The 12,096-nt window shown below is 39.4% G+C and carries 12 protein-coding genes; 7 read left to right on the top strand and 5 right to left on the bottom strand.

What is annotated here, in order from left to right:
• Positions 1-4: 4 nt before the first annotated feature.
• The 4 genes from AADY36_RS08135 to AADY36_RS08120 form a co-directional block, all read right to left on the bottom strand.
• Positions 5-448 (bottom strand): hypothetical protein, encoded by a 444-nt coding sequence (locus AADY36_RS08135; RefSeq protein ID WP_239964824.1) that lies wholly within the window; start codon positions 446-448, stop codon positions 5-7.
• A 39-nt stretch (positions 449-487) separates the two neighbouring features.
• On the bottom strand, positions 488-928 hold the full coding sequence (locus AADY36_RS08130; protein ID WP_342408819.1) for a DUF695 domain-containing protein: 441 nt from the start codon (positions 926-928) through the stop codon (positions 488-490).
• Between the two features lie 96 nt (positions 929-1,024).
• Entirely contained in the window at positions 1,025-1,453 is a 429-nt protein-coding gene (locus AADY36_RS08125; protein ID WP_342408818.1) for a hypothetical protein, read from the bottom strand.
• A 115-nt stretch (positions 1,454-1,568) separates the two neighbouring features.
• Positions 1,569-1,904 (bottom strand): hypothetical protein, encoded by a 336-nt coding sequence (locus AADY36_RS08120; protein ID WP_287200680.1) that lies wholly within the window; start codon positions 1,902-1,904, stop codon positions 1,569-1,571.
• Positions 1,905-2,292: 388 nt separating this feature from the next.
• On the opposite strand from AADY36_RS08120, the gene AADY36_RS08115 reads away from it, so the two are divergent.
• Both AADY36_RS08115 and AADY36_RS08110 read left to right on the top strand, forming a co-directional pair.
• A complete protein-coding gene (locus tag AADY36_RS08115) occupies positions 2,293-2,712 on the top strand; it encodes a hypothetical protein (protein WP_175081986.1) in 420 nt (139 codons plus the stop codon).
• A gap of 195 nt (positions 2,713-2,907) precedes the next feature.
• On the top strand, positions 2,908-3,372 hold the full coding sequence (locus AADY36_RS08110; RefSeq protein ID WP_342408817.1) for a hypothetical protein: 465 nt from the start codon (positions 2,908-2,910) through the stop codon (positions 3,370-3,372).
• Between the two features lie 61 nt (positions 3,373-3,433).
• Here the strand turns inward: AADY36_RS08110 and msrA are convergent, their stop codons facing one another.
• Entirely contained in the window at positions 3,434-4,711 is a 1,278-nt protein-coding gene (gene msrA, locus AADY36_RS08105; RefSeq protein ID WP_342408816.1) for a peptide-methionine (S)-S-oxide reductase MsrA, read from the bottom strand.
• Between the two features lie 157 nt (positions 4,712-4,868).
• Between msrA and AADY36_RS08100 the strand changes: the two genes are divergently transcribed.
• From AADY36_RS08100 to AADY36_RS08080, 5 genes are all read left to right on the top strand, one after another.
• Entirely contained in the window at positions 4,869-6,392 is a 1,524-nt protein-coding gene (locus AADY36_RS08100; RefSeq protein WP_054561535.1) for a leucyl aminopeptidase, read from the top strand.
• 152 nt (positions 6,393-6,544) lie between these two features.
• Positions 6,545-7,213 (top strand): 5-oxoprolinase subunit PxpB, encoded by a 669-nt coding sequence (gene pxpB / locus AADY36_RS08095; protein WP_054561536.1) that lies wholly within the window; start codon positions 6,545-6,547, stop codon positions 7,211-7,213.
• Positions 7,210-8,145: a 5-oxoprolinase subunit C family protein gene (locus AADY36_RS08090; RefSeq protein WP_054561537.1), complete on the top strand. Its 936-nt coding sequence runs from the start codon at positions 7,210-7,212 to the stop codon at positions 8,143-8,145. Before pxpB ends, AADY36_RS08090 begins: the two co-directional genes overlap by 4 nt.
• 370 nt (positions 8,146-8,515) lie before the next feature.
• Positions 8,516-10,183, top strand: coding sequence for an asparagine synthase B (gene asnB / locus AADY36_RS08085; protein WP_054561538.1), 1,668 nt, complete (start codon positions 8,516-8,518; stop codon positions 10,181-10,183).
• A gap of 331 nt (positions 10,184-10,514) precedes the next feature.
• The gene (locus AADY36_RS08080; RefSeq protein WP_054561539.1) at positions 10,515-12,089 is read left to right on the top strand and encodes a BCCT family transporter; all 1,575 of its coding nucleotides are present in this window, start codon (positions 10,515-10,517) and stop codon (positions 12,087-12,089) included.
• The last annotated feature ends 7 nt before the right edge of the window (positions 12,090-12,096 follow it).

Below are 12,096 nucleotides of genomic sequence, written 5' to 3'. Positions count from 1 at the left end.
TGCATTAAAATGAATTGTATGTATCCAAAAAAAATTTCTTCGAATAATCAATATCTTTACTAAGCAAAACATCTTTGACGACCAATTTTTCTGGTTCGCCATTTTTTGAAAAAAAGATGAGGATAAATTCCATACAATATCTTATTTCACTGGAATTCTTTAACTCACCGTAAAGTTCACTTTGCTCGATTGGTTTAAAGGAGTTTGCATGTATAAACACCACATTCAAAGTTGGGCCTTCGTTTTTATGGATTTGAGCATCGATCTGAACAAATTTAACAGCAACATTTTTTAGTTCAGGCTTCTCACGCAACAAAAATGTTCTTGCTTTATCTTCGATTAATTCACTATTAATTGATGCTAAATCCCCCCAATGCATAATTTGATCAGGTGCAGAAAATGCAATCATACTAACAAGCATTAAACTTGAAATAATTAATTTATTCATCGTGGATTAAATCCTTTGAACAACATTTAATTGTTTTAGCTAAACACCGCAGATTTGGTATACAAGGCTAATTTGCTCCCACTCAGGATCGTTTTCAACCTGCAGGTGTATAGGTAACTTTGGAAACTCAGATAAGGCTGTATTGATTCTAAGACCGACTTCTTCAACACGATTAATATAGTAATGCCATTCACGGCTTCCATTACAAGTAAGTACAAACGCTAAGACAGCTATACGATCTGAGTCAAGAGTCGCATCTAAAGCGTCCTCAAAACATTTCATCGTTTCACTTTGCTCAGTTGATGGCATTCCATTAAGGTTATCTGCATCGTACTCCCATATGATAACTAATCTTTGAGGATAATCACTGCTTGCGATAAAAGATACCAGATCAGTTCGATAACGAATTAGTCTAGGCATACCGCCATTATCACTTTCTGCTATATTCCATGGTGCTGAATTGGCTGCTGCGATCTTCATTAATGAATTCCTTTTTATAGAAGTTAATGTCCAAATGTATATTTCAATAATTTCGAGTAAAATACATCCTAAACAGAATAATGCTATTAATCAGGCCTAATCGAGATAAATTTTGTTTGAGTACATGTCTAAATAACCATAACCACTAATTGTCTCGATTTGAGAAGGCAGACCATAGATAGGCTCTGAAACAGCTTGAATTGGAAAGTTTAGTTTTGGTAAATCAATTGTATTAGGTGTTGATATGCCAAACCAAAAGCCAACTGGTTCATCATCAACAAACATACATGGTTGCGTATACTCAATCCCGGCTAAGCCGATATGAATGTAACCCAAGAATTTATTGCCAATAGCATCAGTAAACTGTGATTTTACAAGTAACTGATTATTTGGGTTTAATGTATCAGCTTCAGAGGCTGGTGTTACAATCGTTTCATCAACTGAATCATCCTTACAATACTTAAAAAGCCAAACAGCATGTTCATTAAGATCTTGAACAGTAATTTCCCAAATAAATTTAGCCATGCCTTTCCTTGAGTTGTTTCGCCAACTTAATTAGCTTTAACGGTAGGTTAAAATGACTGCAAAGCGAACAGAATTCAAATTTTCTAATTTTGTCGCTATTTAGAAAAAGAGCCTTTTATTTAACTTCAATCCAAGCCGGTTTATCTCTGGGTATTAAACCAAATTTTTTAGCTATGAAAACAATATCATCGGCTTTGCCTGATATTTCACCTTCAAACCAATGATCCCACTCAAATTTAAGTACACGATTTTCTTTTACTAGCTTAACCTTACCGTAATCAATCCATGCATCAAAATTATCGTATTCATAAGTTTTAACCCAGCCATTTTTCAGGCAAAAGTCTAATATATTTATAAAATCATCAGTTTTTATATCCTGTATAATTTTTAAGCCAAATACTTTAAATTTAGAATCTATAGCTTTTCTAACAAGCAATACGATTAGCTTCATGAACCACCAAGAGTTTTTTAACAGGCATATTGAGCACTTTGAACAATTCGACAGAATATTACTTAAAAGACTATTTTTAACAAAGTTACTTACCTTTTGCTACTGTTCTAACAGTACGGCCGCGTCCCTTAAACCCAAATAACATTTGTACATGAAGTGACGGCATTAAATTATCAGCACTCAGCTAAGCTATTTTGACTTTCCAATACAGGAATAAAACAACTTCACCTCCTCTACACCACAGTAAAACCCTGAATCCTGAGTAATTACTCTATAGATTAAATTTCTTCATCTATCAGTTTTAATTTAATCGTTTGTTTAGCTTATAGGAATATTTTAAAGTTCACTCGTTGGCAAGAAATACCAACTTATTCAGAGGAAAACTATCATGTTAAAAACACTTGTAAAAACTATTGCACTTAGCTCTTTATTAACTTGCTCAGCGATGGCAGTAGCCGACCAAGCTGATTATAAACTGATGGTTATTGAGCAAGCTCAAACTAACGACAATGCAACTAGCCAATACGAAACTGCCTTCAACCGCTGTGCATTAAGCGTTAAAGAAAAGAATTTTTCAGAAGCGGAAAGCCTGTGTACACAAGCAATTTCTCTTCTAAGCACAAGTAAAGTACCAGGTTACAAACGCCGTGAACTAACATCGTTTGCACTTAGTAACCGTGGTGTTGCACGCATCATGTCTGAAAACGATACTGCTGCTCTTTCTGACTTTTATGAAGCAGTGCAAATTTCTAAAAACGAACTTGTTAACCACAACTTAAGCCGCGCAAAACAAAACCTAGCGCTGTAAAAGTAACCCCAACCAAATTGTTGTCGAAAGCCCGGTTCTTGTGTGTTCTGACCGGGCTTTTTTTCGTCTAAAATATCTGCGTTATAGAATACTTTTCTTCACCTTATGGGTGCGATTATATCGTTTGTCAGTTTTATACCCCGTTTTCTAACTTTATAGAGTAAGCACAACGCTTACGCTAACAAGGAGAAAACAATGTTTAAATTAAATCTTAAACCCTGCGTGTGGTTAATATTATTTGTTTGTTCAAATTTTGCACTTGCCAACAATAACGACTTTAAACTCATGGTTGTTGACGATAACGCAAGCTCAAAAGCAATTATGCAAGGCAACTTTGCAAATTCATTAGATACAATGAACGAAGCTAACAACTATATCGTGCCGTTTAACCGCTGTGTTGCGAGTGTGAAACTGAAGCAGTTTGATAAAGCTGATCAAGATTGCTCGCAAGCAATCGCGATGCTTAAAAAGGTCAATGCCTCGCACTATAAGCGTAATGAACTGACGTCTTATGCATTAAGTAATAGAGGTATTGCCCGACTAATGGCAAAAAATGATACCGCGGCCATTGCTGACTTTTATGAGGCTGTGCAGCTCAATAATAACGAGCTGGTGTCGTTCAACTTAAACCTCGCTAAACAGGAATTAAAATTGTGGTAATAAGTCATCAGGCTAAAAGAAAACCAGCCATGTCGGCTGGTTTTCTTACGTCAGTTACCTTTTAAGATTTATCTCTTGGCACAAAATCAAGCACTGTAGCATTAATACAGTATCTATCTTTACCTCTTGGCCCTTCACCAGGGAACAAATGCCCTAAATGAATACCCGAGCTTTTTGATTTAAGCTCAATACGCTGCATGCCATAACTGTTGTCTTCATGCATAGTTACACTGTCTTTTACTGGATGTGTAAAAGAAAGCCAGCCAGTGCCCGAGTTAAATCTATCTCGGGTATCGAATAGCGGCGCTCCACTTAGCTTATCAATAAAAATTCCATCCGGTGTATTTTTAAAGATATCGTACTGCTTACAAAATGGGCTGTCAGTTCTGGCATGAAATGCCACTCTAAAAGCTTCACTGTCACCTAGTTTAAATGCCCCTAAGGCTTTGTAAAACTCACCTTTACTAACATACCCTTGGCGACCATAAACCTCTTCGCCATTTTCTATAAATAATAACGTGGGTGTTGCCCAAGTCGGCGTTTTAACCGTTAAGCCATCAAGTTGATCAGCATGTCGAAAGGTCATTGGTATCGAACCCATGTACTGATTGGCGACCTCTTTTTTAAATTTTTCACAGTATGGGCAATAACCTTTTGCATCTATCACTACAATTTGCTTACCTGCCAATAAGGCTGTGTTATCAACCTGCTGTTTTTCTACTGGTGTAAATACAACGCCCGTTGAATGATCAGGGCAATAGCCATTGGGGTTTTTCTTTAAATAATCTTGGTGATAATCCTCAGCGGCATAAAATGCATCAAGCGGTTTTATCACAGTTACAATCTTGCCGTAGCCTGCTGCTGTTAATTTGCTTTGGTATTCATCTTTAAGTTTATTCGCAACTTCTTGTTGCTCATTATTACTTACCAAAATTGTTGAGCGGTATTGAGTACCAACATCATTCCCTTGGCGATTTAGCTGAGTTGGATCATGATTTTCAAAATAATGCTTTAACAGTGATTGTGTTGTTAACTCGTTGCTGTTGTATGTCACTTTAACAACTTCTGCATAATTGTTTTTATCAAAGCGTCGTGAGCTACGTGTTATGTTCTTGTAGGTCGCTTTAAATCCATGCCCATCGGCATAGCCAGATACCGCATCCAATACACCATCCAGTGCTTCGTATCGTTTTTCTGCTCCCCAAAAGCAACCTGAACCAAGCACAATGGTTTCAATATGCCCTGTCGCGTTATCTGGCATTGTGTCAGCTTTAATTGGGCTGGTGGTAAAAATGGCACTGCAAGTGAATAGTGTCAGTAACATCGACTTAATTGTCATACTAATTTCCTCTTAAAAGCCTGTATTTAAGACAGACCGAGCATAGGTATTAATAATTTCAACTTAAACGCATGCAAACAGCGATTCACCGCTAACAATTTAACTCTTAACCTTATTTACGGTAAAAAACAGCTTTTTAACATTGGGATATTAAAAAATGAAAATTGCACACAGCTTATCTGCTATTGCATTAGGATTAACACTTGCTACGCAAGTGAATGCCGCAGAGTTCACTTTTGCGAAATCAATTAAACCGAACGACAACACCCTAGTTTTATTTTTAGATACAGATAGCCAAGTTGCTAACTTTAATTATTTAAAGCCAGAAACCCAAACTCACATAAATAAAGTCATTGAATTTAGCGACTTTAAAGCAGGCTATGGCAAAACTTTAGAAGTTATCGCACCAAACGGTAGCGACCATCAGCGCATCTTACTTGTTGGCTTAGGAGAGCAGCCAAAACTAGATGCAGCAAAAATGGCAAAACTAGGTGGTAACGTTCACGCTAAATTGCAGTCGGCTAAACAGGAAAATGTTAGCCTTGATTTTTCAGAGCTAAAAGACAGCGCAATCAATGCTAAATATGCAGCAGAATTTGCACATGGCGCAAATTTACGTGACCACCGTTTTGAGCAATACAAAAAAGAACAAGACAGCCATGTTGTTAACTACACATTAGATGTTGAAAATTTAGACCAAGCGGTCAAAACCCATAAACTACTACAAAGCATTGAACAAGGTGTATTTTTAGCGCGTGACTTAACGTCTGAAGTTGCAACAGAAATGACGCCGGTTGATTTTGCTAAAGCGGCAAAAGAGCTTAAAAAGTTAGGTGTTAAAATTACTGTTTTAGAGCCTAAGCAACTTAAAAAGCTGGGCATGGGTGCACTTGAGGCTGTTGGCCGTGGTAGCGAAGAAGGTGCACGTTTAGTGGTTGCACATTATCAAGGTAATAAAAACACCCCTATCGCATTAGTGGGTAAAGGTATTACCTTTGATTCTGGTGGTTACAGCCTTAAAACAGGCGCTTCAATCGCCCGCATGAAATCAGACATGGCAGGTGCAGCTGCTGTACTGGGTACTGTAAAAGCAATGGCACTGGCTAAAGCCGACACAAACGTTGTTGCTGTAATGGGCATGGCAGCTAATATGGTATCGCAATTTGCTGTCGCGCCGGGTGACGTTGTAAGAACCGCTGAAGGTTTAAGCGTTGAAATTGTAAATACAGATGCTGAAGGCCGTTTAGTATTAAGTGATGCAATGTGGTATGCCCGCGACAAGTACAAACCAAGTATTATGGTTGATGTTGCTACCCTAACAGGGTCTAAAATTCGTGCTGTAGGTAATGACTATGCGGCTGTGTTTTCTGACGACGACACCCTTGTAGAGCAACTAACTGTTGCTGGTAAACAAGTAAACGAAAACCTATGGCGTTTACCTCTAGGTTATGAAGATGCTTTAAAGTCAGACATTGCTGATCTTAAAAACATCGGTTCACATGGCCCAGGTGCTACTACAGCAGCGAGTTTCTTACAAAACTTTGCCGGTGACACACGTTGGGTTCACATTGATATTGCTGGTAACGCGCTAAATTCTAAAGCAAAAGATGAACTAGCTGAAGGCGGTACAGGCTATGGCGTACGTTTACTGTCTAATTGGTTACTAAATAACGCACAGTAATTAGGCATTGCACTTTATCAAGTGGTTATAAGCTATTATAGCCACTTGATTGTCTTGAGTTTTTCTAATTAACACTAAAGACACATTTACATCATCAACAAACAGCCTATATGCTAATAAGCATTAAGGGATAATAATAAGATTGATACGCAATGACGACGACCAATAGTACACCTAAAATTATGGCGCTCACTACGCATAGCATCTTTTTTGATGCCTATGAAACAGCAAGCGACACACTCACTACGCAAAAGAAAATATGGGCATTAGCCCAATATTGCCAAAGCAGTGATGACTTTGTTGATGTAGTCCCTGCCAATAATAATTTAACGCTTTACCTGAAAGAGCCCGCTCAACTTGCTGGTTGGCTGCCACGATTGCTAGAACAATGGCACGAACTTAAAGCCACAGACTTTAACTCACGTCATCATAAACTTGCGACTCGTTATGGAGGTGAATATGGGCCTGATATAGCGCATGTTGCTAGACATCATAAGCTTTCTGTTGATGATGTTGCTCAAATGCACAGCAGTGCCAAATACCACGTGCTTTTTTTAGGCTTTAAGCCCGGTTTTGCTTATTTAGATGGTTTAAATCCACAACTTTACACACCTCGTCATGCTGAACCAAGGCTCTCTGTTCCAAAAGGTTCTGTTGCTATCGGCGGCGATCAAACCGGTATTTACCCTGAAAGCTCACCTGGTGGCTGGCAAATTATTGGTCATACAGATTTTCGTCTGTTTGATATCAATGCAGCCTCGCCTTGTGCTATTGAACCTGGTGATACTTTAGAGTTTGTTATTCAGGAGGTGTTAAAATGATCACTATCATCAAACCTGGCATGCAAATGTCTATACAAGATCAAGGCCGAACAGGCTCTCGCCATTTAGGCATTGGTCAATCAGGTTGCATAGACCCTTACGCTCAAGTTATTACAAATCGTTTAGTTGGCAACGACGACAACAACCCCGTTATTGAGATCACTTTAGGTCTTGCCGAAATTCAGTTCGATAACGATTACTACATTGCTCTGCACGGCACTGATATGAAAGCCACAGTGAATGGCAACCCTGTTGATCCTGGCTGGAGCTTTTACATAAAAAAAGGCGATGTATTAAAGTTTAATGCTGCACGTCATGGTTTTAGAAGCTACCTTGCTATTGGCGGCGAGTGGCATTTACCTGAGCCCATTTTAGATTCTTACTCAACAGATATATTAGCGGGTTTTGGTGGCTTAACCGGTCAAGCACTACAGGCTGGCGATAGTTTTGATATAACGCCAAGGTACAATACCAAAGTTGGCTTAGGTGCCATGCTACCACCTAAAAGTACACAAATTCGTATTCATGCTGCACCACATGCAGCACTGTTACCAAAAGAAACCATCGTTAACTTTATAAATCATTCTTGGCATGTATCGCCTAATAGTAACCGCATGGGCACAAGACTATTAAGTGATGAGTGTGATATCAGCCATGATGTTTCATTACCCTCTATGGCTGTTGCTCCTGGCTGTATTCAGCTTCCGCCAAATGGTGAACCCATAGTGCTATTAAACGATGCGCAAACAACGGGTGGTTATCCATTGCTCGGCACCGTGATCGAAGCGGATCTTCGTCATTTTGCACAATTAAAACCCGGCGACTTCCTTCACTTTAAGTTTGTTACACTCAACGAAGCCCACGAGGCACAAGAAAAGCTAACTGCGCACTTAAATCAACTTGCGATAGCACTAAACTATATTAATAAATAGCGCTTAATTTATTGATGTTTAAAATGCGAGCAAAGAAAGTCTTTGCTCGCGTTAACTTCATAGCTTGTCTATACATTTAAAAAGGTAAAAACCCTACGTATTCCTTTGCACCAAAGCTGTGCAGAAAGTTTAGTAACAAAAGCCTTTATTCCAGACTCATTATCATCCAATTTGCACAAATCAAGCATTTAAACTGCTCACCCTTTAACCACTTACCCCATACTGGTGCAAAGAGGTAACCGCAGGTGCATATTTTATTCTCAATTAATTAAAAAACCTGTGTGACTTAGGTAATTATTTCTGTTAAAACAAACATTCGCAGTTATATAAATTCTGTTAACTGCGCACATATTTGGAATGAGGAGTCACTATGTGTTCAATTTTTGGGGTATTAGATATTAAATCTGATCCCGCTCAATTGCGTAGCCAAGCAATTGAGATGTCAAAACTATTAAGGCACCGCGGGCCAGATTGGTCTGGCGTGTATTCATCAGATAAAGCTATTTTAGTGCACGAGCGTCTAGCGATTGTTGGCGTATCAAGTGGTGCACAGCCTTTGTACAACCCTGAGCGTACAAATATTCTTGCTGTTAACGGTGAAATTTATAATCACAAAGAGCTCGCTGCTAGCTTAGAAACTGATTTTACTTTTCAAACTCAATCAGACTGTGAAGTTATTTTGGCTTTATATAAACAAAAAGGCCCTGAGTTTTTAGACGATTTAAATGGTATTTTTGCGTTTTGTTTATACGACGAAGAGCAAGATGCTTACTTAATTGGTCGTGACCATATCGGGATTATTCCGCTTTATACGGGTCATGATGAGCATGGTAACTTTTATGTTGCCTCAGAATTAAAAGCATTATCGCCAATTTGTAAACATATTGAAGAGTTCCCTCCGGGTCATTTCTTGTGGAGCAAAGATGGTCAACTTCGTAAGTACTACAGCCGTGATTGGCAAAGCTATGATGCAGTAAAAGACAACGAAGCTAAAGTGAGCGATGTTAAAGAAGGCTTAGAGGCAGCTGTTAAACGTCAACTAATGTGTGACGTTCCATATGGCGTTCTATTATCTGGTGGTTTAGATTCATCGGTTATCTCTGCTATCACACAGCGTTTTGCTGCAAAACGTATCGAAGATAATGACGAGTCTGATGCATGGTGGCCAAAACTGCATTCTTTCTCTGTGGGTCTAGAAGGCTCACCCGATTTAGCAGCTGCACAAAAAGTAGCTGATATGATTGGTACGGTTCACCACCCTATTCACTTTACTATTCAAGAAGGTATTGATGCCCTGCGTGAAGTGATTTATCACATCGAAACGTACGATGTAACAACTATTCGTGCCTCAACGCCGATGTACTTAATGGCGCGCCAAATTAAAGCCATGGGTATTAAAATGGTGTTATCGGGCGAAGGTGCTGATGAGCTATTTGGTGGTTACCTTTATTTCCACAAAGCACCAAATGCGCAAGAGTTCCATGAAGAACTTAACCGTAAAGTCTCTAAACTACATATGTTCGATTGCTTGCGTGCGAATAAATCAATGGCAGCATGGGGCGTTGAAGCGCGAGTGCCATTCTTAGATAAAGAATTTGTAGACGTAGCAATGCGTATCAACCCAGAAGCGAAAATGTGTAAAGACGGTAAAATCGAAAAACACATTATTCGTGAAGCGTTCGACGGCTATCTACCAGACGACGTACTTTGGCGTCAAAAAGAGCAGTTCTCTGATGGCGTAGGCTATAACTGGATTGATACTTTAAAAGAGTATGTGAACGAACAAGTAAGCGATCAAGACCTTGCTAATGCAAAATACAAATACCCGATCAATACGCCTGATTCTAAAGAAGCGTATTTTTATCGTAGTATTTTCGAAGAGCACTTCCCTGGTGATGCAGCTGCGAAATGTGTTCCGCATGGCAAATCAGTTGCTTGTTCTACTCCTGAAGCACTAGCTTGGGATGCATCATTCCAAAACAATGCTGACCCTTCAGGTCGTGCTGCTGGCGTTCATAACGACGCTTACAAAAAGTAGTAACTTTGTGCTGCAAGCCCTGTGTTTGCAGCACTTTCCTCTCAATTGAAATAATTTGCTTTGAAATAATACTGTCATCAAATTATTCCTTCCCCCTACCCAATTTGTTCACAATTCCAACAAAAAACGTAAAAAACTGCATTTATTCGGCTGTTTAGGGACAAAACCATTTACATTTTTTTTCGAACTCCTACACTAAAGACTAGACTTTGGTACAAATTTAGTTCGTCTACAAACTAATTTTAAGTTTTACACGTAAAGAGTATTAGTTGAACTTGTGCCATCCGGCCGTTTAGCTTTCTGCTAGATATAACTACAACAAGAGGTATTCATGAGCGAACATCATGATAAGTACAGTATCGACAATACCGACTACACCGTCGGTCAGGACAATGTACAAAAATGGGGTTTTGATGTGCATAACCCTGTATTTGGCATTAGTGCTGGTTTAATTGCCCTATTCTTAGTGGCAACACTTATTTCAGATGCTGAAACAGCAAAAACAACCCTGAATGGTATTAAGAACGACATTATTAATAACTTTGATGGCTTTTTTATGTGGTCAGCAAACTTATTCGTATTGTTTTGCTTAGCGTTAATTGTTTCACCATACGGTAACATCCGCCTTGGTGGTAAAGAAGCGCGTCCAACTCACTCTCGTATTTCTTGGTTAGCAATGTTATTTGCTGCAGGTATGGGTATAGGCTTAATGTTCTGGGGCGTAGCAGAACCTGTAGCTTACTTTACAGGCTGGTACGAAACACCTCTCGGTGTTGAAGCAAACACGCCAGAAGCTGCCAAAATGGCAATGGGTGCAACTATGTTCCATTGGGGTTTACACCCTTGGGCAATTTACGCCGTTGTTTCGCTTTCTCTCGCATTCTTTTGCTATAACAAAGGTTTGCCGTTATCAATTCGTTCAATTTTTTACCCTATTTTAGGTGACAAAGCATGGGGCTGGCCTGGCCACCTTATTGATATTCTCGCTGTACTTGCCACTCTATTTGGCCTTGCAACGTCTCTTGGTTTAGGCGCGCAACAAGCTGCTGCAGGTATTAACCATGTATTTGGTACTGATAGCGGAATTGGCTTACAAATTGGCGTTATTGTGGGTGTGACGTTACTTGCTGTGATTTCTGTTGTTCGCGGTATTGATGGCGGTGTAAAACTGCTTAGTAACGTAAACATGCTTATTGCTTTTGTATTACTTGTATTTGTTGCACTTGTTGGTTTTTCTGCAGCATTTGGCAACCTTCCAAATACTGTAATGGGTTATGTTGAGAACATTATTCCATTAAGTAACCCTCATGGTCGTGAAGATGAAACATGGATGCATGGCTGGACTGTATTCTACTGGGCTTGGTGGATTTCATGGTCACCGTTTGTAGGTATGTTCATTGCGCGCGTATCTGAAGGCCGTACAATCCGTGAGTTCTTAATTGCTGTATTACTAGTTCCTACTGTTGTGACTATCTTCTGGATGTCGATTTATGGTGGTATCGCTATTGAACAAGTTATTGATAAAGTGGGTGTACTAGGTGAAAAAGGCTTAACTGATGTACCACTTGCAATGTTCCAAATGTTTGAAGCCCTACCAATGTCGCAAGTGCTTTCATTCATTGCAATTGTGTTAGTACTCGTGTTTTTTATTACTTCATCAGACTCAGGATCATTAGTAATCGACTCTATCACTGCCGGTGGTAAAGTTGACGCACCAGTACCTCAACGTATTTTCTGGGCAACAATCGAGGGTGCTATTGCAGCAGCACTTGTTTGGATTGGTGGCACACAAGCAATCGAAGCCTTACAAGCCGGCGCCGTATCTACGGGCTTGCCATTTACCTTTGTATTGCTATTAATGTGTGTAAGTTTAATTCTTGGCTTACGAACAGAACCAAGACACTAAACCTGCC

The organism is Pseudoalteromonas sp. D15MCD-2, from assembly GCF_038562745.1.
Taxonomy (GTDB): Bacteria; Pseudomonadota; Gammaproteobacteria; order Enterobacterales; family Alteromonadaceae; genus Pseudoalteromonas.
The sequence above is the reverse complement of the archived record's forward strand: the minus strand, read 5'-3'. Positions and strand labels throughout refer to the sequence as shown.

Coding starts and splice junctions, on each gene's coding strand:
- AADY36_RS08135 (WP_239964824.1), bottom strand. CDS start 448: ATGAATAAATTAATTATTTCAAGTTTAATGCTTGTTAGTATGATTGCA.
- AADY36_RS08130 (WP_342408819.1), bottom strand. CDS start 928: ATGAAGATCGCAGCAGCCAATTCAGCACCATGGAATATAGCAGAAAGT.
- AADY36_RS08125 (WP_342408818.1), bottom strand. CDS start 1,453: ATGGCTAAATTTATTTGGGAAATTACTGTTCAAGATCTTAATGAACAT.
- AADY36_RS08120 (WP_287200680.1), bottom strand. CDS start 1,904: ATGAAGCTAATCGTATTGCTTGTTAGAAAAGCTATAGATTCTAAATTT.
- AADY36_RS08115 (WP_175081986.1), top strand. CDS start 2,293: ATGTTAAAAACACTTGTAAAAACTATTGCACTTAGCTCTTTATTAACT.
- AADY36_RS08110 (WP_342408817.1), top strand. CDS start 2,908: ATGTTTAAATTAAATCTTAAACCCTGCGTGTGGTTAATATTATTTGTT.
- msrA (WP_342408816.1), bottom strand. CDS start 4,711: ATGACAATTAAGTCGATGTTACTGACACTATTCACTTGCAGTGCCATT.
- AADY36_RS08100 (WP_054561535.1), top strand. CDS start 4,869: ATGAAAATTGCACACAGCTTATCTGCTATTGCATTAGGATTAACACTT.
- pxpB (WP_054561536.1), top strand. CDS start 6,545: ATGACGACGACCAATAGTACACCTAAAATTATGGCGCTCACTACGCAT.
- AADY36_RS08090 (WP_054561537.1), top strand. CDS start 7,210: ATGATCACTATCATCAAACCTGGCATGCAAATGTCTATACAAGATCAA.
- asnB (WP_054561538.1), top strand. CDS start 8,516: ATGTGTTCAATTTTTGGGGTATTAGATATTAAATCTGATCCCGCTCAA.
- AADY36_RS08080 (WP_054561539.1), top strand. CDS start 10,515: ATGAGCGAACATCATGATAAGTACAGTATCGACAATACCGACTACACC.